At 49.7% G+C, this 26,549-nt stretch carries 24 protein-coding genes; 18 read left to right on the top strand and 6 right to left on the bottom strand.

Translation table 11 applies throughout. The features are described 5' to 3' along the window. The 10 genes from BLW37_RS17220 to BLW37_RS17175 all read left to right on the top strand — a co-directional run. Window positions 1-583 (top strand): hypothetical protein (locus tag BLW37_RS17220; protein ID WP_216351810.1); only part of this gene is annotated, 583 nt, incomplete at its 5' end. A gap of 108 nt (window positions 584-691) precedes the next feature. Then, window positions 692-1,270 carry a hypothetical protein gene (locus BLW37_RS17215; RefSeq protein ID WP_139243748.1) on the top strand — a complete coding sequence of 193 codons (579 nt, stop codon included), beginning with the start codon at window positions 692-694 and terminating at the stop codon, window positions 1,268-1,270. Between the two features lie 108 nt (window positions 1,271-1,378). Next, window positions 1,379-1,834, top strand: a complete 456-nt coding sequence (locus BLW37_RS17210) for a VOC family protein (protein WP_342744221.1) — start codon at window positions 1,379-1,381, stop codon at window positions 1,832-1,834. A gap of 100 nt (window positions 1,835-1,934) precedes the next feature. Next, window positions 1,935-2,384, top strand: coding sequence for a hypothetical protein (locus BLW37_RS17205; protein ID WP_091345105.1), 450 nt, complete (start codon window positions 1,935-1,937; stop codon window positions 2,382-2,384). A 147-nt stretch (window positions 2,385-2,531) separates the two neighbouring features. Further along, window positions 2,532-2,951, top strand: a complete 420-nt coding sequence (locus BLW37_RS17200) for a DUF5412 family protein (RefSeq protein ID WP_091345103.1) — start codon at window positions 2,532-2,534, stop codon at window positions 2,949-2,951. A gap of 213 nt (window positions 2,952-3,164) precedes the next feature. Then, on the top strand, window positions 3,165-3,416 hold the full coding sequence (locus BLW37_RS17195) for a type II toxin-antitoxin system Phd/YefM family antitoxin (protein WP_091345101.1): 252 nt from the start codon (window positions 3,165-3,167) through the stop codon (window positions 3,414-3,416). Then, entirely contained in the window at window positions 3,406-3,687 is a 282-nt protein-coding gene (locus tag BLW37_RS17190) for a type II toxin-antitoxin system RelE family toxin (RefSeq protein ID WP_171907667.1), read from the top strand. Before BLW37_RS17195 ends, BLW37_RS17190 begins: the two co-directional genes overlap by 11 nt. Before the next feature lie 113 nt (window positions 3,688-3,800). After that, on the top strand, window positions 3,801-5,330 hold the full coding sequence (gndA, locus tag BLW37_RS17185) for an NADP-dependent phosphogluconate dehydrogenase (RefSeq protein WP_091345097.1): 1,530 nt from the start codon (window positions 3,801-3,803) through the stop codon (window positions 5,328-5,330). Further along, entirely contained in the window at window positions 5,330-6,517 is a 1,188-nt protein-coding gene (gene purT, locus BLW37_RS17180) for a formate-dependent phosphoribosylglycinamide formyltransferase (protein WP_091345095.1), read from the top strand. The genes gndA and purT overlap by 1 nt, the downstream gene beginning before the upstream one ends. Window positions 6,518-6,685: 168 nt before the next feature. Beyond that, window positions 6,686-9,964, top strand: a complete 3,279-nt coding sequence (locus tag BLW37_RS17175) for a S41 family peptidase (RefSeq protein WP_091345093.1) — start codon at window positions 6,686-6,688, stop codon at window positions 9,962-9,964. A gap of 16 nt (window positions 9,965-9,980) precedes the next feature. Here BLW37_RS17175 and BLW37_RS17170 read toward each other — a convergent pair whose 3' ends face one another. The 4 genes from BLW37_RS17170 to BLW37_RS17155 all read right to left on the bottom strand — a co-directional run bounded on the left by BLW37_RS17170 (window position 9,981) and on the right by BLW37_RS17155 (window position 16,391). Continuing rightward, window positions 9,981-11,927 carry a transglutaminase TgpA family protein gene (locus BLW37_RS17170; protein WP_171907666.1) on the bottom strand — a complete coding sequence of 649 codons (1,947 nt, stop codon included), beginning with the start codon at window positions 11,925-11,927 and terminating at the stop codon, window positions 9,981-9,983. Continuing rightward, window positions 11,921-12,856, bottom strand: a complete 936-nt coding sequence (locus tag BLW37_RS17165; RefSeq protein ID WP_091345089.1) for a DUF58 domain-containing protein — start codon at window positions 12,854-12,856, stop codon at window positions 11,921-11,923. The genes BLW37_RS17170 and BLW37_RS17165 overlap by 7 nt, the downstream gene beginning before the upstream one ends. 21 nt (window positions 12,857-12,877) lie before the next feature. Beyond that, the gene (locus BLW37_RS17160; RefSeq protein WP_091345087.1) at window positions 12,878-13,786 is read right to left on the bottom strand and encodes an AAA family ATPase; all 909 of its coding nucleotides are present in this window, start codon (window positions 13,784-13,786) and stop codon (window positions 12,878-12,880) included. Between the two features lie 112 nt (window positions 13,787-13,898). Further along, complete coding sequence (locus tag BLW37_RS17155; RefSeq protein ID WP_091345085.1) at window positions 13,899-16,391, bottom strand: S8 family serine peptidase; 2,493 nt, start codon at window positions 16,389-16,391, stop codon at window positions 13,899-13,901. Window positions 16,392-16,791: 400 nt separating this feature from the next. Between BLW37_RS17155 and BLW37_RS17150 the strand changes: the two genes are divergently transcribed. Genes BLW37_RS17150 through BLW37_RS17130 form a run of 5 tightly spaced genes read left to right on the top strand, consistent with a single transcriptional unit; the run spans window position 16,792 to window position 20,294 of the window. Then, window positions 16,792-17,085, top strand: coding sequence for a curlin subunit CsgB (locus BLW37_RS17150; RefSeq protein WP_139243747.1), 294 nt, complete (start codon window positions 16,792-16,794; stop codon window positions 17,083-17,085). Window positions 17,086-17,124: 39 nt separating this feature from the next. Continuing rightward, on the top strand, window positions 17,125-18,678 hold the full coding sequence (locus BLW37_RS17145; RefSeq protein ID WP_091345081.1) for a hypothetical protein: 1,554 nt from the start codon (window positions 17,125-17,127) through the stop codon (window positions 18,676-18,678). A 47-nt stretch (window positions 18,679-18,725) separates the two neighbouring features. After that, window positions 18,726-19,112 (top strand): curli production assembly/transport protein CsgE, encoded by a 387-nt coding sequence (locus tag BLW37_RS17140; RefSeq protein WP_091345078.1) that lies wholly within the window; start codon window positions 18,726-18,728, stop codon window positions 19,110-19,112. A gap of 4 nt (window positions 19,113-19,116) precedes the next feature. Next, on the top strand, window positions 19,117-19,497 hold the full coding sequence (locus tag BLW37_RS17135) for a curli assembly protein CsgF (RefSeq protein ID WP_171907665.1): 381 nt from the start codon (window positions 19,117-19,119) through the stop codon (window positions 19,495-19,497). Window positions 19,498-19,499: 2 nt separating this feature from the next. Further along, window positions 19,500-20,294, top strand: a complete 795-nt coding sequence (locus BLW37_RS17130; protein WP_091345074.1) for a CsgG/HfaB family protein — start codon at window positions 19,500-19,502, stop codon at window positions 20,292-20,294. A gap of 32 nt (window positions 20,295-20,326) precedes the next feature. Here BLW37_RS17130 and BLW37_RS17125 read toward each other — a convergent pair whose 3' ends face one another. Continuing rightward, a complete protein-coding gene (locus BLW37_RS17125) occupies window positions 20,327-20,998 on the bottom strand; it encodes a response regulator transcription factor (RefSeq protein ID WP_091345072.1) in 672 nt (223 codons plus the stop codon). 182 nt (window positions 20,999-21,180) lie between these two features. On the opposite strand from BLW37_RS17125, the gene BLW37_RS17120 reads away from it, so the two are divergent. Together BLW37_RS17120 and BLW37_RS17115 are read left to right on the top strand one after the other, a co-directional pair. Beyond that, window positions 21,181-21,660, top strand: a complete 480-nt coding sequence (locus BLW37_RS17120; protein WP_091345070.1) for a low molecular weight protein-tyrosine-phosphatase — start codon at window positions 21,181-21,183, stop codon at window positions 21,658-21,660. Between the two features lie 112 nt (window positions 21,661-21,772). After that, complete coding sequence (locus BLW37_RS17115; RefSeq protein WP_091345069.1) at window positions 21,773-23,122, top strand: class II 3-deoxy-7-phosphoheptulonate synthase; 1,350 nt, start codon at window positions 21,773-21,775, stop codon at window positions 23,120-23,122. A gap of 53 nt (window positions 23,123-23,175) precedes the next feature. On the opposite strand, the gene ppsR is transcribed toward BLW37_RS17115, so the two are convergent. After that, window positions 23,176-23,985: a posphoenolpyruvate synthetase regulatory kinase/phosphorylase PpsR gene (ppsR, locus tag BLW37_RS17110; protein WP_091345067.1), complete on the bottom strand. Its 810-nt coding sequence runs from the start codon at window positions 23,983-23,985 to the stop codon at window positions 23,176-23,178. 144 nt (window positions 23,986-24,129) lie between these two features. Here ppsR and ppsA point away from each other — a divergent pair, with 144 nt between their 5' ends. Continuing rightward, window positions 24,130-26,511, top strand: coding sequence for a phosphoenolpyruvate synthase (ppsA, locus tag BLW37_RS17105; RefSeq protein ID WP_091345066.1), 2,382 nt, complete (start codon window positions 24,130-24,132; stop codon window positions 26,509-26,511). Window positions 26,512-26,549 lie beyond the last annotated feature (38 nt).

The following is a 26,549-nucleotide window of genomic DNA, read 5'->3' as shown; positions in this document are numbered from 1 at the left end:
GTTAGGTGGATATGTGAAATTGACCATAGTGTTCTGTATGGGCCTTTTTTTAGTCGGCTGCGCTGCGATAAAGAATGACTATTTTCCTGAGTGGAAGGAGTTGGATTCCTTTAAAAGGGAGTGGTTTTCAGAACATTTGCGTGCAGCACGAGAAAATCCGATAACACTACCGACTGAAAATGAAATATATAGGTTTACCTGGCTACGAAGTTTTCATGCACCAATAATTGTTCGAGTCGAATGCAATGAGAAGTGTATTTTAAATGCTAAGCAGTTATCTGGCGCAGGTGGATACTCGCCTGGGAATGTACAGTTTAAAAACAAGCGTGAACTTACAACAGAAGAGGCTAGTAAACTTAGAAGTGTCGCCGAGCGGCTCGATAATTGGGTATATAAGCCCGATGAAGAAATTATCGGCATGGATGGTGCTCAATGGATATTTGAAATGGCTAACAGTAATAGATACCAAGCGTGGAACCTCTGGAGCCCTGGTGGCGAGAAGGCAGCAGAAACTTATGTTGATATGTGCTTGTACTTACTAAATCTTACAAATTTCAATATAGAGAAGAGTAATGCTTACTAAGCAGTTGCCACCTAACAAGGCGCACCACTCGCTCCCTGCGGTCGCTGGGACGCCAACCCGCTGCGCGGCTTGTCGCCCGTGTGCTAAGCGTTAGCTTAGGGGGCAGGCATGAGACTGATTTGTTTAATGATGCTTTTAGTTTCCGTATCTGCGGCTGGAGATAAATGGGGTGAGCCTTATTTATCATCGACGATAAGTGAAGATTCAACCATTATTGTTCGGATTACTCCAGGCAATGGTTTTCGACACATAGAAGCTAACACCAAACATGCAGTTGCAGATGTATATTTGTGGAACGGTGCAACCGGTTATGATTTTCAGCGCACCGTTAACTTGGTAAACCCTGCTGCGCCTTTGGAAGCATTTGTAGATAATAACGGTTACATTATAACCCTAGATAACTGGTACCAGACGGGATACGGCAAAGCTGTAGTAATTTATGATCCATTAGGTCAAATCGTAACTGAAATCGAGGTTTCAGAGTTATTTCCTAATAAAACTGAATTCAACCAACTTATTAAGTCAGTATCCTCGTTGCATTGGCGTTGCTTAGAGTCAAAAGCATATTTTCTTGGTGAGTACTTCTATGTTCGGCATTTACTTGGTGGTGGCATAATGTTTGACTACAAGCAAGGAAGTTTTAGAAGTTATAAGCCAAGTTCCAGCGAGACTTGCAAAAGGTGGTAGCTAACAATCGCCATCAAAAACGCGCCCTTTGGGCGCTCGACCCGCAACAAGTTGCTCGCGTTTGTGGCGGGCGTTGGCTCTGACAAGCGAACCCATTGGAGTAGTTATATGCGCAAAATTTTGTTGCTCGCTATCGCCACAACCCTTCTCTTTACGATGGCGGCAGCGTCTCAGGACAATCAGAATGAAGGAGAAAATATGATAAAGGGTCTACGGACAGTCACATACCCAGTTCCTGACTTGGAAGAAGGAAAAGAGTGGTACACCCGCATTTTGGGGGTGCCCCCATACTTTGATGAGCCTTTCTATGTTGGCTATGAAGTTGGCGGCTTCGAGTTGGGCCTGATGCCAGGCGGTGATCCAGGGCACCAGGGCGCTGTCGCCTATTGGGGAGTAGCTAGCGCTGAGGGAGCATTTGAACGACTACTGGAGCTTGGTGCTAAGCCCAATGAACCGATTGCAGAGGTTGGCGGCGGGATCAAGGTCGCTACAGTCGTAGATCCCTTTGGTAACGTGTTCGGAATCATAGAAAACCCGCTCTTCGATCGTGAGGCCGTGCGATAGAGAGAATCAGCTCTAACAACAGCTTCAACCTGACCGGCTTCTCCGCTGTCGCTCCGAAGCCGGCGGGTTAAGCTGGGCGTTAGGCATTTAAGGAAGAAATATGCATTCTGCTGGTAATAATAAGTATCTTTTGGCTGCAGCATTCTGTTGCTTTGCTGCCGCACTTGCCCATCTTGGTTGTATTGTTTTTGGCGGCGATTGGTATCGCTTTTTTGGTGCAGGTGAGCAGATGGCTCGGATGGCAGAGCAAGGGCTTTGGTATCCAACAATCGTGACATCTGTCATTGTATTGGTACTTCTGGTTTGGGCGCTTTATGGGCTGTCTGGCGCTGGCACTATTAAACGTTTGCCGCTTACAAGATTGGCGCTAATCCTCATTTCCAGCATATTTTTACTTCGTGGTGTTTCCTTCGTAGCGATAATGCCCATGTTCCCAGAAAATAGCCTGACGTTCTGGCTCATTAGTTCTGGTATCTGTTTGTTTATTGGCGGCCTGTTTGCTCTGGGTTCATGGCAGCAGTGGTCAGTTTTAAGTGCTAAACAGGCCTGACAAATTGCTTCATTTCGTTCCGGCTACTTTATTACGCAGGCGTTTTAAAGATGAACAGGGCATAATAGGCCATCAAAACGCCACTGCGTGGCTTGGCTGCAATAAATTACTCGCCTTTGTTGCGATCATGAACTAGCCAGAGGCTGCATGAAAACTCTGATCAAATCGTTACTTATCCTTCTGTTGATCGTTGTCGGTGGGCCAATCCTGTTTATTGCCTTGCTGCTTTTTCTGGCTGGAGACGGCATGTGCGGCAATGATGCTTATGCCGAAGTTCACTCGCCAGACCATCGTTATAAGGCCATTATTTTTCAGCGTGACTGCGGGGCCACGACCGATTTCAGTACCCAGATTTCGATTTTGAAAATGAATGCGGAGCTTAAAAATAAAAGCGGCAATATTTTCGTGACCAGAGGGCACCCGGATACGCATGCGCCGGAATTGACCTGGCTATCAAACACAGAGCTACTGATACACAGGGAGCTCGATGGCACTGAGTTCAAAGCCGAGAGCAGTTTGGGTCTTATCAATAAAATACAGATCCGCTACACAGCTGGCGGCAGCTAACCTCGCTGCCAGTTAATTGCTATAGCTACCGGGGGCTGGTATTTTGCCTGGTCGGCACGTGGTGCCAATACCTCCAAGTCACATTTTCGAGCTAAGCTGCTGTGGCGTGTACATCTTTAGCCAGGCGTGTGGTCGTTCCTCATTTGATCACTAGATATAACTTAAAATAAGGTCTAAAATAAGGTCTTATTTTAATGCTTTTATGGAGGCTTTATGAGACAAGTACTGGCAAGTTGCTCTGCGAGTATTTCAGAATTAAAGAAAAATCCAACCGCTTTGTTAAACGAGGCAGATGGTGCGGCGATTGCGATCTTGAACCACAACAAGCCTGCAGCTTACCTTGTGCCTGCGGAAACTTACGAGCATCTGATCGATATGCTTGAAGACTATGAGCTCTCCCAAATTGTAGCTAGTCGTCGTGCTGATTTATCAGAGGCTGTGGAAGTCAATATTGATGACTTATAAGCTAAAGTTTCTGCCTGCAGCTCAAAAGGAGTGGAGCAAGTTAGCGCCAACGATTCAGAGTCAATTTAAAAAGAAACTCAAAGAACGACTAGAGAATCCTCATGTTCCATCGGCAAAGCTGCGGGGCTTTGATTCTGTGTACAAAATCAAACTCCGTACCGCAGGTTATCGTCTGGCTTATGAAGTCATCGATCATGAGGTTGTTGTTTATGTGCTGGCGGTCGGTAAACGGGATAAAGATGCTATTTACAAGAAGCTTGCCGCGCGCTAAATGAGGACTTGCTGCTTTAGGCCGTCCACAGCATCAGGTAAGACGAAGACTGCAATTATCACGCGAACTTGCTATACTTCGCGCCGATTTCTTCCGCTGAAATAGGACACTTCATGTCAGAACCCATTCGTCATTGCGATATCGGCTTTGTTGGCGCCGGTGTTATGGGCAAAAACCTTATCCTGAATCTGGCCGACAATGGCTATCGGGTGGCTGCTTTTGATCTGGACCGTCAGCGTTTGGACGCCTTATTGGCGCAAGATGCCGCTGAGCGCGGCGATCAGCCTGCCCGGGTCATTGCCTGCAGCTCCTACACCGAATTGCTTGGCCTTCTGAAAGCGCCGCACCTGATTGTGTTGTCGGTCCCAGCCGGTAAACCGGTGGATGATATTTGCCACAAGCTGATTGATGCCGGCATTCAGGCCGATGACATCGTGGTAGATACCGGCAACAGCCTCTGGACCGACACGGTAGAGCGGGAAAAGTCCTACGAAGGCAAGTTTATCTTTTTTAGTACCGCAGTCTCTGGCGGTGAAGAAGGCGCCCGTTTCGGCCCTTCGTTGATGCCAAGTGGCGATCCTTATGCCTGGACCCGGATCAAACCTGTGTGGCAAGCCATTGCTGCCAAGGTTGATCCTGCCAGTGGTAAGCCGATTGAACGTAAAATACCCGGTAAGCCGGTCACCGAAGGCGAGCCTTGCGCCACTTACATAGGCCCAACCGGCTCGGGCCATTACGTCAAAATGGTGCACAATGGCATTGAATATGCCGATATGCAGCTGATCTGCGAAGCCTATCAGGTGATGCGCGACCAACTTGATATGAACCCCTTGGAAATCGCCGGGGTATTTAAGCAGTGGAATGAAGGTATTTTAAACAGCTACCTGATGGAAATTAGTGCTGAAGTCCTCGCTACCGCAGACTCAGACACCGGTTTGCCGCTGGTGGATGTGATTTTGGATAAAGCCGGCCAAAAGGGCACCGGCCTTTGGACCGCAGTCAGCAGTTTGCAGCTGGGTAGTCCGGCACCAAGTATTGCCGAAGCGGTCTATGCCCGTTCTTTGTCTGCATTAAAAGCGGAGCGGGTAAAAGCCTCCAGTGTGCTGGCCGGCCCAAGCCCGCAGTTGCTGGATGACGTGCAAAAACAAGCGACTGTAGCCGCTTTGCACGATGCACTTTATTGCGCCAAAGTTTGTGTTTATGCGCAGGGTTTTCATCTGATGAAAACTGCCGCAGCGGAGCAGGGCTGGGAGCTTAATTTTGCTGAAATCGCCAAGATCTGGCGGGCTGGTTGTATTATCCGTGCGGTATTTTTGCAGTCCATCACCGAAGCCTATCAGCGCAATGAGGAGCTGGCCAATCTGCTGGTTGACCCATTCTTCGCCAAACAAATTTCCGGTTTTCAGCAGCACTGGCGCCAGGCCGTAGCCAACGCAACGCTCGCCGGCATTCCGGTACCAGCACTAAGCTCGGCGCTTAGCTATTACGATGCTTACCGCACTGCAGTGCTGCCAGCCAACTTACTGCAAGGCCAGCGCGATTTCTTTGGTGCCCATACCTTTGAACGTACCGATCAGCCAAAAGGCAAAAGCTTCCATGTGCTCTGGAGCGAGCAGGGCCGGCCAATGACGAGGATTAAATAATGACAACAACCATTGGAACCCCGGGCAGCAGCAGTGCTACCAAAGTCTTGCTGCTGGGCAGCGGTGAGCTTGGCAAAGAGCTGTGCATTGAATTAAAACGGTATGGCTGTGAAGTGATCGCGGTGGATCGCTACCCGAATGCGCCGGCGATGCAGGTCGCCGATAAAGCGGTGGTGATTTCAATGCTAAATAACGCTGCGCTGCGCCAGTTGGTGATCAAAGAAAAGCCAACCTTTATCGTGCCGGAATTAGAGGCCATAGCCACCACCGAGCTGCTGGAGCTGGAGCTGGCCGGTTTTACCGTGGTACCCAGTGCCCGGGCTGCCAATTTAACCATGAACCGTGAAGGCATCCGCCGCCTGGCAGCCGAAGAGTTGCAGCTGCCTACCTCGAGCTATCAGTTTGCTCAGGATAAAGCCAGCTTTGAAGCGGCCGTGGATGCTATTGGTTATCCTTGTGTGGTTAAACCCATTATGTCGTCATCCGGCAAAGGCCAGACGGTGCTGAAAAGCGCCGATGATTTAGCTGCAGCCTGGGCTTATGCTCAGGAAGGCGGCCGGGCCGGTAAGGGCCATGTGATTGTGGAAGGTTTCATTGATTTTGATTATGAAATCACCCTGCTGACCGTGCAATCGGCGCAGGGCATTCAGTTCTGTGCGCCGATAGGCCACCGCCAGGAAGATGGCGATTACCGCGAAAGCTGGCAGCCACAAGCGATGTCTTCGACCGCTTTGGAAAAATCCCAGCAATTTGCCCGGCAAGTGGTGCAAGCACTGAGCGGTGCCGGGATCTTTGGCGTGGAGCTCTTTATCAAAGGCGATGACGTTTGGTTTAGTGAAGTCTCACCGCGACCACACGATACCGGTTTGGTGACCCTAATTTCACAACAATACAGCGAATTTGCACTGCATGCCCGCGCCATTTTAGGCCTGCCCATTCCGCATATTCGCCAGTACGGCCCAGCAGCATCGGCGGTGCTTTTGGTGGAAGGGCAAAGCGCTGATATTCGTTACCAGGGGCTGGATGAAGCGCTGGCTGTGCCGGATACCGAGATACGACTGTTCGGCAAACCGGAAGTGCAGGGTAAGCGCCGCATGGGCGTGGCGCTTGCACTTGGCGACAGCACCGAAGCGGCTATCGATAAAGCCAAGGCTTGCGTCAGCAAGCTGCGCACTGAGCTACGTTAATGCCTGGGCTGAGCTAGTTTGCAAGTCTTTGTCAGGTCGAAACGCTGGCCCTGTCGTTTCGACCTGTCATCCACCTTCTTAAACGCTGAATTAGCCGCATTGATTCTGGCCGTGTGACCTTGGTTCTGGTAGCGTAGTTTTACTCTGTGCTAACAATAAGACCAAGCGATGCTCAAAAAGACCACTCTGGCATTTGCCATTACTGCTGTATTCACCACCGGGGCCCTGGCATCCGATAGTTATTTCCGCTCGCCCTCCCTGCAACAAGAAAGCCTGCTGTTTACCTCGGAAGGCAACATCTGGCAGGCCGACTTAGCCAGTTTACGCGGCCATCGTTTAACCACGCACCCAACCGAAGAAACGCAGGCCCGCTTATCGCCGGATGGTCAGTGGCTGGCTTTTGTCGCCAGTTACGAGCAAACCCCAGAGCTTTATGTAAAAGCCGCCAGCGGTGGGGTAGCCAAGCGGGTTACCTTTGAAAACAGCCGGGTGCGCCTGCAGGGCTGGACCAAAGATGGCCAGCTGCTGTATGCCACTGATCATGTGGCTGGCCCGGCTAATTTTTGGTTACTGAAAACCGTGGATCCCACCAGCTTAAAAACTGAAACCTTACCGGTAGCAGATGCTATTGAAGGGGCACTGGATAGTGACGGGCAGTGGCTGTACTTTGTGCAGCATGGCTTGCAAGCCACCGGCGATAATGCGCGCACCTACCGCGGTGGGGCTATGGGTGAGTTATGGCGCTATCGGCTAGGATCAGGCCAGGAAGCTGAACTGCTCAGTGCCGGACACCAGGGCTCGGTGCGTAATCCAATGCTGTGGCAAGGGCGAGTGTATTTTGTCAGCGATGCCAGTGGCAATCCGAACATCTGGTCGATGCAAACCGATGGCAGCGATTTGCAGCAACATAGCCATCACCAGGATTGGCAGGTCCGTCAGGCTTATCTGAATCAGGGCCGTATCGTCTATCAATTAGGTGCCGATATTCATTTGCTGGACCTGCAAAGTGGTGAGGATCGCCTGCTTGAGCTTAGCATTCAATCCGACCGGCCGCATCAGCGTGAGCGCTGGCTGGATCAACCGCTGAACTACCTGACCAGTGCGCATTACGCTGGCTTTGGCGATCAGGTAGTGCTTACTGCGCGTGGCAAGGTGGCTATTGCCGCCAAATCGCCGGCACGTTTGGTAGAAATTGCCACCCCAGCCAACAGCCGCATCCGAGAAGCCATCCTCAGCCAGGATGGCAAATGGGTGTACGCCATCAGCGACCAAACCGGCGAGCTGGAGATCTGGCGTTATGCTGCCGATGGCCGGGATGAAGCGAAGCAATTAACCAAAGACGGCAATGGCTTTCGCTGGCAACTGGCTTTATCGCCAGATGGCAACTGGCTGGCCCATGACGATAAAGCCGGTAATCTTTGGTTGCTGAACCTGCAAACGCTGGAGAATACACTGGCATTTAGCGGTGGCGTTGGTCTGTCACCTTTTGCCGATATTGTCTGGTCGCACGACAGCCAGCTAATTGCATTAACGCATGTGGAAACCCGCCAACAGCGCAGTCAAGTGCTGTTGTATTCGCTGGCAGAACAAAAACATCAGCTGATCACCAGCAGCAAGTACGAATCGTTTTCCCCGGCATTCAGCCCGGACGGCAACTGGCTGTATTTCTTATCCAACCGTCATTTCAGGGCCACGCCGGGTCATCCCTGGGGTGACCGCAATCTGGGGCCAATGTTTGACCGGCGCAGTGAAATTTTTGCCGTCAGCCTGAAGCAGGGCGCTGCCTTCCCGTTTCAGCCACCGACAGAGTTACCGATAGCCGAAGCCGTTAGCACGGAAGAGCCAGCACGGCGTGGCCGCAGAGCGGCAGCGGTCAGTCGGGTCGACTGGCAAGGGCTGAATCAGCGTTTATGGCAGGTGCCGGTGGTTGCTGGCAATTACACTCAGCTGAGCGTGACGGAGCAGCGCCTGTTTGTGCGGGAGTGGAGCTATGATGCTGGCTCCAGCCCGGATCTCAAGGTGATCAAAATTGATAACCGGGATGCCAAAATAGAGCACTACGGTTCAGCCATTGCTGATTACCGAGTATCACAGGATGGTAAGTTACTCTACTTGCGTAAACAACAGGGCAATGGCACCGGCCCCATGTATGTGGTGGATATCGGTGATAGGGAGCCATCCGATCTGAGCTCGGCACTGCTGAACAGCAGGCAATGGCAGTTGGCGCTGGATCCCAAGCAGGAATGGCAACAGATGTTCCGTGACGCCTGGCTGATGCAACGCGAGTTTTTATTTGATAAAACCATGCGTGGTTTGGACTGGCAGGATGCCAAGGCACGCTATCTGCCGCTGGTAGAGCGGGTTTCCGACCGCCATGAACTTGATGATGTACTGGCTCAGATGATGGGCGAGCTGGATGCACTGCACTCTCAGGTGCGTGGTGGCGATTACCCGACGCAACGGCCAACTCCGGCTGCTGCCAGTCTGGGTGCTAGTCTTGAAACCACAGCCGCAGGTGTACGTATTGCTCATATTTATCGCACCGATCCTGAGCTGCCAGCCCAGGCAGCGCCATTGGCGCAACCTGGCGTGGATGCGCGGGTCGGCGATCTGATCCGGGCGGTCAATGGCCGTACCGTGCAAACGGTGGCAGATGTGCAACAGCAGCTGCGCAACCAGGTCGGTCGCCAGGTACTGCTGGATTTAAGCCGTGGCAATCATCGACTGCAAACGGTGGCGGTGCCGGTCAATGCCGGCCGTGATCATCAGTTGCGTTATCAGGATTGGGTGTTTAACAATGCGGCTAAAGTACAAACCGCTTCACAAGGGCAGTTCGGCTATCTGCACCTGTACGCGATGGGCCCGAATGATATTGCTAATTTTGCCCGGGAGTTTTATGCCAATGTCGATAAAGACGGTCTGATCATTGATGTACGGCGCAATCGTGGTGGGAACATTGACAGTTGGATCATCGAAAAACTGCTGCGCCGGGCCTGGGCATTCTGGCAACCGACTCAGGGGGGGGCTTACACCAATATGCAACAGGCGTTTCGTGGCCATTTGGTGGTATTGACCGATCAGCTTACCTACTCGGATGGTGAAACCTTTGCCGCCGGTGTTAAAGCACTGGAGCTAGGGCCTTTGGTGGGCATGCGTACGGCCGGGGCCGGTGTCTGGTTAACTGGGCGCAATTTATTGACGGATCGGGGGGTGGCGCGTGTGGCAGAAACGCCTCAGTTTGCTATAGATGGTCGCTATATCATTGAAGGCTATGGCGTAGCACCGGATTACGAGGTGCGCAACATGCCTGTAGCTACCTTCCGCGGTGAAGATGCCCAGCTTAACTTTGCCATTGATTATCTGCGGGGCAAAGTCCAGCGTGAGCCCATCCAAGAGCTTAAAGCCGAGCCTTTGCGGCCAGGTCCTGCCGCTGATATTCGCCACTAGCTGATTTTAAGGGCAGTTATTCACTGCCCTGTTTTATTGAGCTCAGTTTTTTGAGGCGGTGTTTTTGCTGCTGTAGCAGATGAAGCAGCCGTTGTTCTGCTGACTTATCTGAGGCAAAGACACTCCGTTCATACCAATGGGCGATCTGCTTTAGTAAAAGCTGCTCATTAGCGTTCCTTTCAGCCAGTAAGCTCAAGGCATGACCAAGGCTGCTTTGCGGCGGCCTGCTGTTTAACTGGGGGATGGCCTTGATCAGCTGCTGAGCAAGGCTTGGCGGTTGTTTTCGCCGCCATGTATAGCCTGCCAACATCACCAGCAACAAGGCAAACACGACCAATAGTGCCAACAGCCATTGCTGCCAGTTGCTAAAAAACTGCCGCAACGACTGCCAGAGCGCATCCTGTCGCTGCTGATTAAAACCCAGCACCCAGACCGACCAGTAGTAATCCAGATGCAGCAGTTGCAACCGCAGCTGGGCAAACAATGGCATCTCACCAAACAAGGAGCGACTAAGCAGAGCCACATCGTCTGGCGATAAAGCGCTGTCCAAACCATCCAGTACCCGTTCTGGCGCAATGGCAGCGGTTGGATCCACCGGGTGCCAGACATCATCCACCAGGTACTCAACCCAGGCATGCGCATCGCGCTGACGCACCAATAAGTACTGTTGTTCCGGGTACCAGTCGCCTCCTAAATAGCCACCCACAACCCGGGCCGGGATCCCGGCCTGACGCAGTAGCAAAGCCATGGCCGAGGCATAATGGCTGCAAAAACCGGCCCGACTTTCAAACAGAAAGTCATCCACGCTATGACGGCCAAGCAAAGGCGGATTTAACGTGTAGTAAAAATCATGCTGGCGAAAATGCTCCAGCACGGCCCCGGCAAAGTGATGTGGCTCTGGATGGCTAGCCAGCAATTGATTAGCAAACTGCTGGCTTCTTGCGTTGTGATTCCCGGTCACCATATTCCAGCGCCGTTCATTGTCATCGGTTAAAGGCACAGGTTGCAGCGCACTGCTCAGCTGATAACTGATACGCTGACTGATCGGGCGGTTGGTGCGCAGCAGCCCGGCCGCTAAGGGCTCCAGCTCTTGCCCCCAGCGGACAGGTGTACCGAGGCTAAAGACTGCACGCTGAAAGCTCGGCTCGGCAATCACCTGATAATGCACCAGCTCGGTTGGCTCAACAGAGGGGCGGGGTATCCGGCTAGAGCGATGGAAGTTTTGCTGCACCGACCAGCGCCGGCCATCAAACTGCTCAAATACTTTGGCGCGCCAATAGCGCTCAGCCTGAGCAGGTAGCTCCGAGTCGAACCGGACTCGAAAAGCAGTTGCATTGCTTTGTACCAGTTGCTCAATGGTGCCAGGCTCAATCTCATTGGCCAGCCCGGTGGTGGCTTGTTGAGCATTTGGCAGTTGCCACAGTGGTGCCAGCCGGGGAAATAACAAAAAACTGCCAAGCCAAAGAGGGATCAGCAACAGCAAAAAGCGGCTATCCGCAGCCAATTGTTTCCGACTGGGCAATTGCTCTGCAAACAGCAAGTATTGCAATAGTAAGTTCAGCGCTGTGGCTGAAAAAATCAGCACCGCCATGGCAATCGATTGGTGAAATAAAAAACTACAGCCCAGAATAAAATACTGCACCCAAATCAACTGGCGGGCTTCACTTTGTCTCGATAACGCCAGCAAGCGCAACAATGCTGATAGCAGCAAAATATGCATTAAAAAATGCATTGAGCCCAGCTGACGGATGGCCAGTAGTAAAATAACCACCGTTATAGCTGCGATCACATTGACCAGCCGCAGGCTCAGAACCGGAATTTTCTGGTAAGCCTGCAACCAGGCCATGGCATTGAGCACTAACAGTATAGCAAGACTCCAGCTTTGCCAGGCGGGCAGCATTAGTACGATCAGCAGCAGTTGCAAGGCTGGGGCAAACTGAAAAAAGCGTTGCTGATTCAGCATAGTGCCAACCTTTGCAAGCATTGCTGCAGATGCTGTTGACCCTGACCAAGTGGCAGATCACCGGCTGGTGTTCGCAGTCCATAACTCAATTGCTGTGCTTCGAGTTCCAGCAGCTGGTAGCACACTTCGGATAAACATTGTTCAAGGGCAGTCCCTTGCAATGGCGGCACCTGCAACCAACGCGGATCGGCTTTCGGTTGTTGCTCGGAGACTTTAACAACCGGTGAGTCTGGCTGGCGTGCTAGCCGTTTCCAATGCAAGCGTCGAATTGAGTCACCGGCTTGGTAAGCTTTTAACTGATCAGGCAGTTCTACAGAGTTCTGCTGACTGCTATCCTGTTTTGTATCAACACCTGTAGACAAAGTGCTGCTGGGCTCTATAGGTGTGGGGTAAACCCAGTAATGCAGCTGCAGCGGTAAATAACTCCAACAGCGGATCAACCCAAGCGGATACTCCGTCTGAACCAATAGAGTGTCTATCCGGTAATGACCTCTTTTTATGGCCGTCCATTGCAGGCTGGCTTGCTGGCTAGAGCTCACTTTGGTTTTCGCCGTAGCAAAAGCAAATTGGACGGCTTGATAAGAGCCTTGCTGCTGCACCGTCAGTGGCAACTGGACTTGCTGGCCGGCATACGTCGCTGCTGGCGGTGAAACCTGGATGGTTAAGCCAGCCAGGTTTCGCCAGGCAAACCAGATACTCAGTATGAATACGCTAAGTAGCAGGTAACCCAAGAGTAAAATCAGATTATTCTGGTAGTTGGTACCCAGTAAATAGAGCAGTACGATCAAGGCCACAAACCAAAAGCCATAGCGGGTGGGAAACACCAGCAAGGTGCTGTGATTTAACTGAAAATTTGTATTGTCAGTAAACTTTTTCGCCAGCCAGTGCTGCAGGCGTTGACGCAGCTTTTGTCGGAGTATCGCAGTCATTTGAGCCACAGCTGAATGATCCTATAAGGCACAAGGCGTTTCACGCAATAACAACAAACTCCAGCGCGGTTGTGCAGCACGTGATTTGGGATCCAGTCGATGTTCAGTGACACTGGGAAATACTGCCTGAACATCGTCCGCAGTCACATAGTCGCGCTCCTGCAGCAAAGCCCAGGCTTTGGCTGCCTGCAGTAAGGCTTTGGCCGCTCTCGGGGATAAGGGCAGCATATCCGGGTGCTGCCGGCTATGAGCAACCAGATCCAGCAGGTAGTTGATTAAGGCTTCCGAAGCATGGATATGAGGTACCTTGGCTTGCAAAGCCATCAGTTGCTCGATACTCAGTTGTTGCTGTAGCAGCTTTAATCTGGATTGACCGCGATCGGAGTCCAGCAACTCAAACTCAGCTGCTCTATCAGGAAAGCCAAGCGATAAGCGCATTAAAAAACGATCCAACTGCGACTCGGGCAAAGCGGACGTACCGGATTGATCCAGTGGGTTTTGGGTAGCGATCACAAAAAAAGGCGAGGGCAGAGCTCTGGTTTTACCATCGATGGACACCTGCTGCTCCTCCATCGCTTCGAGCAGGGCACTCTGAGTTTTTGGGCTGGCACGGTTGATCTCATCGGCCAGCAGTAAATGGCTGAACACCGGTCCAGGTTGAAAACTAAACTGATGGGAGCGTGTATCATAGATACTCATTCCCAGCAGATCGCCTGGTAACAAATCACTGGTAAATTGTACCCGACGATAAGAAAGACTGAGGCTATCCGCCAGGGCATGAGCCAGCGTGGTTTTGCCCATGCCAGGTAAGTCTTCCAGCAACAGGTGACCTTTGGCCAGCAAACAGCAAAGCGCTAACTTAATTTGCGCTTCTTTGCCAAGGATAATCCGGTTCAGATGGTGTTCTATGGTCTGAAACTCTGCGAGCACAATAGCTCCTTAAACAAGATGTTCTGGATACTGTAAGATAGCAAGTTACCGCCTAATAAAAAAGGCGACCAAGTGGTCGCCTTTGATTCTATGCTTTACGATGTATGGCTAATCAAAACTGCGCCACAATTTCTGCTGAGCATTGCTCTGTGTTTTCAGCACAGAGTTTATACACCACCTGGTTGGCTGAGGTGTTGAAGCGATCACGGTAGCTGCCTTGATTCTCAAGGGTAGCGACCTTGATGCCATCACGATACAGATCGACCCGGCTTTCGGCACCAGACCAGCGAAGATCAACGATGCTGGAGCCTGTTCGGGCTTGCTGCGCGCGATGAACCCACAGGTCAATAGAGCTGATCACATCGCTTACCACCACAGTTTGCGAGGTGCTGTCGGTCATGCCATTGCCATCGGCTACCGTCAGTGTGACATGGTAGCTACCAGCGGCGCTGTACAAATGCGACGGGTTTTGCTGTGATGAGCTGTTGCCATCACCAAAGTTCCAGTCCCAGCTGACAATAGCATCATCACCTTCGCTGCTCTGATCATTGAAGTTTACCATCAGGCCTGATGCAGCATAGCTAAAGCCAGCCACTGGTGCCTCAGGATCCGGATCAACGATATCGCCATCTGGTAATGCCGTCAGCGTCAGATTCCAGCTATTGAGTGTACCGGTATCCAGCGCTGCATTGTCTGAGACAAATAAAGTCCAGTCACCTTGCATGGCTTCGCCATTATAAACATCGACTTCCCAGCTTTGGATCAGGTCGTCAGCACTGCCACCGGTGCGGTTATGCAAGGTATGCACGGTGCCTTCTGGTGAAGTAAGGCGCACAATCAAGTCACCACGCCAGGTATGGGTAATGTTCACACCCACTTCAACACCAAACACATGGCCTGACTCAGCGACAGAAATAATGCTTTGAATACCAGCAGAGTTGTTATCGGGGATAGCAATTGGCGTGGTATTTTCATACGGGAAGTCCATCAAACCTTGCGGCATCACATTCAGGTTGGCCGTGGTCTGGCGAACCAAATCTCCTGTTGCACTGTCGGTCGCTGTGATCAAAAATTGATAGGGGCCCCATGGCGTATCTACGTTGGTATCTACCAATAGACTCACAACATCACCAGGGAATGCCAGATCCGATGAAAAGCTAACACCCGCTAATGCAGGGGTTGCTTCAACAGAGAGCTGAATTTCATCATTCCAGCCAGCTACGGAGCTGAACTCAAGGGTATATGAGGTTTGGTCACCAGCGACAATTTCCTGATTACGCGGATCCAGGTTCATGCGGAACCCAGGTGCCGGATCAGCCTCTTCCAAGGCACGGGCAACATTCAAACGCTTGCCTGAAGCGGTACGGCCATCCAATGCAGGCAGAGCATCCCCAGATTGCATCAGGATATCTTTCATTTGCAAAGCAGGGATATTTGGATCTAACGACCAGACCAAAGCAGCTGCACCAGCGACATGCGGCGATGCCATGGAAGTGCCTGAAAAGGTTGAATAGCCAGCACCTGGCACGGTCGATAAAATGGCAGAGCCAGGAGCGCCCAGATCAACGCTAGCTAAACCATAATTTGAGAATCCAGACAAGTTGTCATTGCGATCAGTTGAAGCTACTGAAACGATAATATCTGAGTCATATGCGGCTGGGTACATCGGAAACTGATCGGCATTACGCCCATCATTGCCGGAAGCCGCAATGAATAAAATACCAGCATCGCCACCGTCCTCAATGGCCATCTTCAAGGCCTCGGAAAAGCCACCCCCCCCCCAGGAGTTGTTGGTTGCTTTGACGTCGACACCATGGTTCAGTTTCAAGTCGGTATAATAACTGATGCATTCAATGGCACCAGCGGTTGAACCACCACCAGCTCCCAGGAATTGACATGGGATCAAGGTGACATTCCAACTCACCCCGGCAACACCAACGCCATTATCACCTACCGCACCAATAGTGCCTGCTACGTGTGTACCATGACTGCCACTATCCATAGGATCACCACTGGCATTCAAGGTGGACCAGCCGAACTGATGGCCAGGGTAGCTACCATCATTTTCCCAACGGTTCGCAATTAAATCCGGATGGTTGTAATCCATACCAGTATCAATAACACCGATGATAATGTCACGGCTACCAGTTGTGGTTTGCCATGCTTCCAAGGCACTAATATCAGCACCTGGAGTACCGCCACTTTGACCGGTATTATGCAAACCCCATAACTCATTAAAACGAGGATCATTTGGAGATAAGGGTGAAGCCAACGGCTGGACAATGTAATTCGGCTCTGCAATTTCTATTGCGGGATGCTGGCTCAGCTTTTTAATCATCTGATCACGATGCACGCCGCTCGGTAAACGAACTTTCGCGATACGACCATCGCCAACATGCTTCATGCGGATATCACGACCTTCTGCATCCAGCTCGCGCAATGAAACACCAGAACGGCGCATTACCATTTCCCGCTCTGCTTTACCTACGCCTGGTTTAAATACGACTAAGATGGAGTCATCAGCTGCATGTTGCGGCGCAGCCATCACACTTCCAGCGACCAGAGCTGCCGAAACAGCCAAGGTCAGTTTTTTGAGTTGTCGCATAATTTAGCACCTTATTTTTTTCATTATAATAAATAGTTGCGCTTTTTTTTAGCACAAGTAATCAATACCATAAATTAGATTTAATATACTCTAGCAACAGTGAAATTAGTATGAATGTACTAGTCTTAACTGGGGGGTTGATGTAAATCAAATGAGTGTATCTAATTGTTTTATAGTGTAAATATTGTTTTAGAATTAGTTGTATGCTTAAGAAAAATAACTCTTTCATCCAATTGCAGCATGCTGTGAATCTTATAGTTTAGGTTGGTATCTAAGATTTAAAGGATGTACCCACTTGTTAACAAACGCAAAATTATTCTTATTGAGCGCCCTGTTTTTCAGCCCTTGGCTTTCAGCTGAGTTGTCTTTGCCTCTGACCTCGTTGTTAGAGCGCCAGCAAATGGCAAATCAAGTTGTGTTGGAGCAAAACGGTTCTATGAATGCGATGCTGGTAGAGCAGTTGGGTCAGAGCAATGTCGCTTTGTTGCAGCAGGCTGGCTATTTGAATCAATTGGTACTCCGTCAAATGGGTGTTGGTAATCGTGCTGAAATTGCCCAGGCCGGCTCATTAAATCAGGTTGATGTATTGCAACGAGGAGACTTTAACCTGATCCAAATCCAGCAGTTTGGCGGATCTGGCTTTAGCATTCAACAAATTGGTAACAATGCGGAACTGTCGGTTGTGCAGTATTAAATACATGAAAGTAAAAACAATAATGACTGGAGAATAACAATGAGTTTTAAAAATCCACGTAAACACGTTTTGGGAGTGGCTATTGCGCTGGCACTTACGGGAACAGCATTTGCCGATAACGAAGCCTTGGTTTTGCAGACATCCGTAGCAGGTGCTATTGAAGGTAATGAAGCTTATGTTGAGCAAAGCGGCAACATTAATTTGGCAATTGTCGAACAAGATGGCGCTTTAAACGATACTCAGGTGAATCAAGATGGTGTTTGGCATGAAGCTTTTGCCTTCAGCGTTGGTGAGGATAACTGGATTCGTGTTGAACAACAGGATGATTGGCACATCGCTTTTGTAGATATCGCCGGTAACGAAAACACTGCGACGGTCACTCAAGATGGCTTCTGGAATGTGGCTGAAATTGCAATTTCAGGTGATGTGAATGATGCTGCTGTGTTCCAAAACGGCGACCAGAATGAAGCAACTATTGTGTTAGCAGGGGACGCCAACTTTGTTGAAGTTATTCAGGAAGGTGACGCAAACTGGACTAATGCTGGCTTTACTGGCAATAACAATGAGTTATTTAGCGTCCAGGAAGGCAGCTTTAACGAATCTGGCATGTTTCAGCTGTTCGGTGATGGTAACATCATGGAAGTTGAGCAATACGGCGACGGTAACGTTGGGGGTGTGGTTGGCGTGAATGGCGATAACAACACCTTCTATATTCAACAATTTGGTTCGGACAACGCTTTTATTGCCTTTGATGTAAGTGGGGAAGGCAACTTGGTCGATGTCTATCAGGACGGAGCTCAAAACGTTTTTATTTTAGAGCCTTTGGCTGGTGTTGAAAATACCATCTGGGTTCAGCAAGAAGGTGTTGCGAACGAAGTTGATGCGCCCATTGGTGTAACTGGCAATGACAACCTGATCGATGTATGGCAGCAAGGCAACGAAAATATAGCTTTCTTCGCAACCTTTGGTGACGGTCATGATATTGAGATTTATCAGGAAGGCAGCCAAAATGTCGGGGAAGTTGTGCTGGATGGCGGTATGAACCAGGCCTTTATTCATAGTTCCGGGGAGTTTAATTACGCTGGTGCTGCAGCCTTTGGTTACAACAACACCATCGTGATTGAGCAAGATGGGAGCGGAAACTTCGCGCTGGGCAATGTTGATTTTGGTTTTGACAATGTCATCGAAATAAATCAGGATGGCGCTGATAATTTTGCTTATGTTGAGTTTGTCGGGGCTGATAATCAGTTTTCGATTGAACAGTCCGGTGATTTCAATGAAGTTATTGCCACAGGTGATGGCGGGCTTCTGTTAAATCAGCAATTCACGGCACAGCAACAAGGTGACTTCAACTTAATTGATGTACTTCTGGCTGGCAGTGACAATGTAATGAGTATTTCCCAAATGGGCACTGGCAACTGGGTGACTGGCAATGCAGGACCTTCGTTTGTTCAAGGAGGCAATTCCGGTTTGGTCTCCATCACGCAAATGGGGAATGATAACCTGGTCATGGGTTCACAGATGGGTGCGGGAAATGTGATGTCTGTCACTCAGGTGGGTGACTTCAATACAGCTACTGTGATTCAACATTAATTGGTTTAAGCAGTAAAACAGGCGGCTTAGGCCGCCTTTATGCCCTTATGAAAATAATAATTTATCTGCTGTTATATATTGTTGCCTCTTTCACACCTCAGAGCATTTCCAGAGATATTACGCTGGGAGGGTTGGTGCTTGACCGCACGGTGACTCGTTTTGGTAAAGACTTCGTTTTTTACTATTCAGGTTATTGGCGTGATATACCAGCAACGGACAATATCACTGTAGTGATCTATGAACAGGTTTACCCTCAGGCTGGAACTGTATTGTGGGTCGAAATGAATGACCGACGGATTTATCAGACTTACTTTGGCAGACGCTACAATGATGTAAAGGAAACTGCGGAACAGGCTGTACTTCAGAGCCTTACTGAGCTTGCCAGAATTCAGGCCGACCGTATACTTGGCGAGCCAACCGAAGAATTATTTTAAAGGAATGACCATGAAGTATAAGTTGTTATTCTTAACTCTTTTTATGAGCGCTGCTCATGGCACTGAGTTGGTTTATACCCCTATTAACCCAAGCTTTGGCGGTAACCCACTGAATGGGGCTTTCTTGTTGCAAAAAGCACAAATCCATCAACCTGGCCGAGTAGAAAAAAACTTTGTTGATAAGTTTAGAGAGGCTTTAGAGCGCAATATCATTAATACACTCACCAGGCGGATTGCTGATGGAGATTTGGTTGATGGCATCTATGATACCGGCGAATTCTTAGTCAATGTGAGCTCAGGTACCGATGGTAGTATACGCGTAGAAATTACCAATCAATTGACTGGTGAAATCACGATTTTAATTATTCCAAGCATAGGTGGTTAAGCATGAAGAAGTTCATCATTCTTGCCGCTCTGATTTCGCTGGCGGGTTGCTCGGCGATGCCAAAACCTCGTTTTCACATCAGCCCAGCTGAAGTGGATAAGCCAAGCAGTCTGATGCAGCAGCTGTGGCAGCAGCCAAAGCCACAGCATGCAATTCCTGTCTCTGTCTATTCGTTTCGTGATCAGACTGGCCAATACAAGCCTCAGGCGAATGTATCCAGCTTTTCCACTGCAGTAACACAAGGTGGTACTTCCATGTTAACGCAGATCCTGCTGGATACTGGTTGGTTTGCACCTTTGGAGCGTGAGGGACTACAAAATCTGCTAACGGAGCGTAAAATTCATGGTTCCAGCCGAAGTGGTCAAGAGCTTCCCCCCCTTCGTGAAGCCAGGTTGCTGTTCGAGGGTGGTATTATAAGTTACGAAACAAATCTGACCACCGGCGGTTTTGGGGTAGAGTACTTTGGCATAGGGGCATCCGAATTATTCCGTGAAGATCAAGTGACCGTCTATTTACGGGCCATCGATGTGCATACAGGTCAGGTCTTGCTGTCTGTATCAGCCACTAAAAAAGTGTTCTCGCATGAAATGCGTGCCGGTTTGTTTCGTTATGTTGCTATTGATAGGTTGGCTGAAATGGAGACGGGGTTTTCTACCAATGAACCAGTTCAATTTTCAGTTCGTCAGGCCATGGAAACTGCGGTCGCTGACCTGATAGAAAAAGGCGTGCAACGCGGTTTCTGGCGTCCTGGCTCTGCCTCTTCGGATGGTACAAGTACGGTTTCAGGCGGGAGTTAGTACCATCCGATTGCAAGGTTTCAGCCGAACGATTAGTTTATAACCGAATCTGAGGTGTATGCCGGGTTTGACTGTTGGATCCAACGCAGTAGTTCAACCCGGTTTCTTGATTTCGTCTTACGAAAAATCGAAGACAAATGTGCTTTCACTGTATGCGCACTGATATTGAGAGCCAGTGCTATTTCTTTATTTCTGGAGCCTTCAGCGACCAGTTGAATAATCCGTTTTTCCTGACGAGTCAACAGTTGGATAGCGCTTAGTGCATCGGTATTAAAACCTTGCTTAAAGCGTTGCTGTAATACCTCATCAACCATACCTGACATCACGGTACGAGGGTAATACAACTCACCTGCCATCATCGCTTTTAATGCATTAAGGACCCGATCCAACTGTTCATCCCGATACACAACGCCACGAAGGCCGATATTTAGCGAAAAACTAGGATCTACCAGGCTTCTCTCAGCTTGGTATAGAAAAGTAGCTCCTTTTGCCATACATTGCATAAGCTCATCAGGTATGCCTCGTTTACCCAACTGACGACCAACAAATGGAAAAGCGATGAGTAAATTGCTACGAATACTTTTTTGTTCAAACTCTGACCGTGTCATTTGTTCTACCTTGATATGAACGGACTCAGCCAGCAGCGATAGATTTGATGTTTTTTCCCGATCCGTGATTACGACCAACCGATTAAATGGATCCATAAATTGCCTTATACACCCCTAGGTCAAAGTTACTAATACGTATAGTGAAATATTGAACTTATGTCCTAGTTTTTGCAAGCCTTAAATCCGATTTAACAAAATCCGGCCAAAACATGCGTAAAGATTCTGAATAAGGTTGCCTCATGGTAAAATAGGCAAAATGTAAGCTAGTCAGGTTATGTATGCTAAAAGTTCTGTTTGTGTGTTTAGGTAATATTTGCCGTTCACCCACTGCTCATGCCGTTTTCAGGGATATGGCCAAAAAGCGTGGTCTTAAGGTTGAAGTAGAGTCGGCAGGGACCAGTGCCTATCATCAAGGCGCTTTGCCAGATCAGCGAAGCCAATCGGTTGGCATTGAACGTGGCTATAGTTTTGATGGTATATCTGCACGGTCGGTCAAAGACAGCGACTTTGCCTATTATGATTATATTTTTGCCATGGATTTACAGAACCTGCGGGACCTTATACAACGCTGTCCAGCTGAATACCAAAATAAAATCTCGTTGTTTTTAAAGCATCATCCGGATTTTAATGACGGCAAGGAGGTGCCAGATCCATATTATGGCGGTACCCGTGGTTTTGTGCGTGTGCTGGATTTAATTGAACAGGGTGCATCTGCTTTGTTGGAGCAATTGCAACGTGAGCATTCAGGCAAACGGTGAAATATACTGGAATAGCTTATAGCTACTTTATTTAGCCGTAAAGATTGCTTTTCTCTGGTAATAAATTTACTTTGTAGCCAGAGAAATTAAGCGAAGCAATGAGGACAAACACGTGAGTTTATGGACGCCGCAAAGCTGGAGAAACTTCCCTATCCAGCAGCAGCCAAGTTATCAGGATACCGCCCTGGTGACTCAAATTGAGCAGCAATTACAAAAATATCCACCATTGGTATTTGCCCAGGAAACCCGTGACTTATTCAGTCAGTTGGCGCAAGTTGCCAATGGTGATGCTTTTCTGCTGCAAGGCGGAGATTGCGCAGAAAGCTTTGCTGATTTTCATGCTCCTAAAATTCGCGATACCTTTAAAGTCTTGCTACAGATGGCCGTGGTACTGACTTTTGCCGGCCGAAGCCCTGTAGTAAAAGTGGCTCGGATGGCCGGTCAGTACGCTAAGCCGCGCTCAAGTGACCTTGAAACTATTGATGGTGTAAGCCTGCCTAGTTACCGCGGTGATATCATTAACTCCTCGGAGTTTACCCCAGAAGCGCGCGAGCCGGATCCAAACCGCCTGGTTACTGCCTATCATCACTCAGCTGCATCGCTGAATTTGCTTCGGGCTTTTGCTCAGGGAGGTCTAGCCGACCTGCATCAAGTCAACCGCTGGAATATGAGCTTTGTTGAGAGCAATCCACTGAAAGAGCGTTATCAGGATATTTCTCAGCGCATTCAGGAAGCTTTACGCTTTATGGAGGTTTGTGGCATTACCTCACAAACGGCGCCATCAATTCGTGAAACTCAGCTCTACACATCGCATGAGGCGCTGTTGCTCAATTACGAAGAAGCTTTGACACGTCGTGACTCACTGACCGGAGATTGGTATGACTGTTCCGCCCATATGGTTTGGATTGGTGAGCGTACCCGGCAACTGGATCATGCTCATATCGAGTTTTTCCGCGGCATTCACAACCCGGTAGGTGTAAAAATTGGCCCTGGCATTGATGGCGATGAACTGATCCGTTTGATTGATGCCCTGAACCCGGACAATAAAGCTGGCCGTCTGACACTGATTACCCGTATGGGCGCCGATAAGCTGGCTGATAAGCTACCGCAGTTAGTACGTAGGGTTCAGAGTGAAGGCCGTAAAGTGGTCTGGAGCTCGGATCCGATGCATGGCAATACCGTCAAAGCCAGTAACAATTATAAAACCCGTGATTTTGAAGCCATCCTGCGTGAAATCCGGCAGTTCTTTGCCGTGCATCAGGCGGAGGGGACTCATGCTGGCGGTATCCATCTTGAGATGACCGGAGAGCATGTTACTGAATGCACTGGGGGTGCTTATGGCTTAAGCGAACAGGATCTGGCGCAACGTTACTTTACTCAGTGCGATCCACGCCTCAACTCTGATCAGGTTTTGGAGCTGGCATTTTTGATAGCTGATAGTCTTCGAACTGGCTCTGTTTAAGTCATTTTTGGCCAAAAATTAGTAATGAAAGCTCTGGCAATGCCAGAGCTTTTTTAATGACGGTGTCGTTTTAGCCCGGTGATTGCCAGAATTTTAGCCGCCATTTCCTCGATCGATAATTGTGATGAGTTTAGAAATGGAATTTGCTCGCGCCGATACAGCTGTTCAACTTCATTGAGCTCCAACCGGCATTGCGCCAGAGATGCATAGCGACTGTTTGGCCGCCGCTGCTGCCGGATATCACTTAAACGATCTGCACTGATGGTCAAACCAAAGAGTTTATTTTTGTTGCGTTTCAACACATCCGGTAGCGTTAATCTGTCCATGTCTTCGTCTACAAAAGGGTAGTTGGCTGCTTTGATGCCGTATTGTAATGCCAGGTATAGGCTGGTGGGTGTTTTACCGGATCGACTAACACCTACCAAAATCAGATCCGCTTTATCAAAATCCTTCATATTGGAACCATCGTCATTAGCCAGCGCATAGTTAACTGCGTCAATGCGGTAATCGTAAGTTTTTTCATGCATGCTATGAGTGCGATGGGTTTTCGGTACCGGATCGATCCCCAGCTCTTTTTGCACCGAGGGCACCAAGGTGTCCAGAAAATCGTAGCAAACACCATCGCTGCTATGGATCACCTCGCGCAATGCCTCATCAACAAAGGTTTGAAAAACTAAAGGGCGTTGGCCTGTAGCAGCATAGCGATCGTTAATCACAATTTTCATTTGCTGCGCCTGGGCCACCGTTTCTATAAATGGAATCGTGACGTGCTCAAATTCGGCCGGAAACAACGACAGCAAGGCATGGCCGAATACTTCGGATGTAATGGCAGTGCCATCTGAGATATAAAATGCGGTGCGCACATGAGCTCCTTCAATCGCTTTATTATAGCCTATGACAAAATTGCTTTTTCTCAACAGTTTATTTGCCTTTCGTCAGGGTGTAAAATTATTCTGTAACCCAGAATGTAAGTTTACCAAGCTTGCTACAAACCATGGAGAATCACAGTGCAAAACTACGTCAGCTGGTATCAGGACCTTGGCATGCAGGATGTTGGACAGGTCGGTGGCAAGAATGCGTCCTTAGGTGAAATGATTAGCAACCTGGCAGGGGCCGGTGTACAAGTGCCGGGTGGCTTTGCCACGACTGCCGATGCTTTTAATGAATTTCTGGAGCAAAGCGGCCTGAATGAGCGTATTTATCAGCGCCTGGATAGCCTGAACGTGGACGATGTCCAACAGTTGGCAGAAGCCGGCGCTGAAATTCGGCAGTGGATTATTGATACCCCGTTTCATACCGAGTTTGAACAGGCCATTCAGGGGGCTTATCAGCAGCTGCACCCGGATCAAAGCATAGATTTATCCTTTGCTGTGCGTTCATCGGCTACCGCTGAGGATATGCCAGATGCATCGTTTGCAGGGCAGCAGGAAACCTTCCTTAATGTCCGAGGGTACAATGCGGTAATCGTTGCCATCAAGCATGTGTTTGCTTCCTTGTTTAACGACCGTGCTATCTCCTATCGGGTGCATCAGGGCTATGATCATCGTGGCGTAGCGCTATCAGCTGGCGTTCAGCGTATGGTGCGCTCGGATTGTGCTTCCTCCGGCGTGATGTTTACCCTGGATACCGAATCTGGTTTTGACGATGTGGTCTTTATTACCTCCTCCTTTGGTTTGGGTGAGATGGTGGTGCAGGGGGCAGTGAACCCGGATGAGTTTTATGTGCATAAACCAACATTGGCAGCTGGCCGGCCGGCCGTGGTAAAACGTAACCTGGGCAGTAAGTTGGTGCAAATGGTTTATTCCAACGAGCAGGGGCATGGTAAGCAAGTAGTGGTAGAGGATGTGCCCGCCGAACTACGTCGCCAGTTTTCTTTATCCGATGCCGAAATCGAGCAACTGGCGCATCAAGCCATGATCATTGAGCGGCATTATCAGCGGCCGATGGATATTGAATGGGCTAAAGATGGTGTTGATGGTCAGCTGTACATAGTACAAGCCCGACCAGAAACGGTGAAAAGCCGTGAAGATCAAACCCGGTTAGAGCGTTTTCAGCTGAACGAAACTGGCCCTTTACTGGTAGAAGGCCGCGCCATAGGCCAGCGCATTGGCTCCGGTGTGGCTCGGGTTTTGGATGGCATTCATCAGATGGATCAAATTCAGCCCGGCGATGTGCTGGTCACTGATATGACCGATCCGGACTGGGAGCCCATTATGAAACGGGCTGCTGCAATTGTCACTAACCGTGGAGGCCGTACTTGTCACGCTGCCATTATTGCCCGCGAGCTGGGCATCCCTGCCGTGGTTGGTTGTGGCGATGCGACTGATAAAATCCAGGATGGCGCTGAAGTTACCATCTCCTGTGCAGAAGGCGATACGGGTTTTGTCTATCAGGGCCTGTTGGATTACAAACTGCTAAGTACCAATGTGAACAGCATGCCGGAGCTGGCGATGAAGGTCATGATGAACGTCGGTAACCCAGAGCGGGCCTTTGCCTTTTCCCGGCTTCCTAACGCCGGTGTTGGTTTGGCGCGGCTTGAGTTTATCATTAACCGCATGATAGGGGTGCATCCTAAAGCGCTGCTAAACTACTCGCAACAAGACCATCAAACCAAAGCCAGTATTGATCAGCTGATGGCAGGTTACAGCAGCCCAACCGAGTTTTACATTGCCAAACTGACGGAGGGCATTGCCACTCTGGCGTGTGCCTTTGCGCCACAAAAAGTGATTGTGCGGATGTCGGACTTTAAATCGAACGAGTATGCCAATCTGATTGGTGGACGGCGTTACGAGCCGCATGAAGAAAACCCGATGATTGGCTTTCGTGGCGCTTCACGTTATATCTCCGAAGATTTTCGTGATTGCTTTGCCCTTGAGGTCGAAGCATTGAAGCGGGTGCGTAATCAGATGGGTTTTACCAACATCGAAGTCATGATTCCTTTTGTCCGCACCCTGGACGAAGCCCAGGCAGTCACTGAGCTGCTGGCAGCACACGGTTTGAAACGCGGTGATAACGGCCTGCGTCTGATTATGATGTGCGAACTGCCATCCAATGCCCTGCTTGCCAAAGAGTTTTTGCAGTATTTCGATGGCTTTTCCATTGGCTCCAACGATCTGACTCAGCTTACCCTGGGGTTAGATCGAGACAGTGGGCTGATTGCACACTTGTTCGATGAACGTAACTCAGCTATCAAGCTGCTGCTGTCCATGGCGATCAAGGCGTGTAAAGCCGAAGGAAAGTACGTCGGCATTTGCGGTCAGGGGCCATCGGATCACGATGACTTTGCCGCCTGGTTGATGGATGAGGGCATCGACAGTGTGTCCTTAAATCCGGATACTGTGGTTGAAACCTGGCTGTACCTGGCGGATAAATACGGTACCAAAGCTTAACCACCAATTTCAGGGCGCCTCAGGCGCCCTGAAGCTTA

The organism is Alkalimonas amylolytica (assembly GCF_900107845.1).
Lineage (GTDB): Bacteria > Pseudomonadota > Gammaproteobacteria > Enterobacterales > Alteromonadaceae > Alkalimonas > Alkalimonas amylolytica.
The sequence above is the reverse complement of the archived record's forward strand: the minus strand, read 5'-3'. Positions and strand labels throughout refer to the sequence as shown.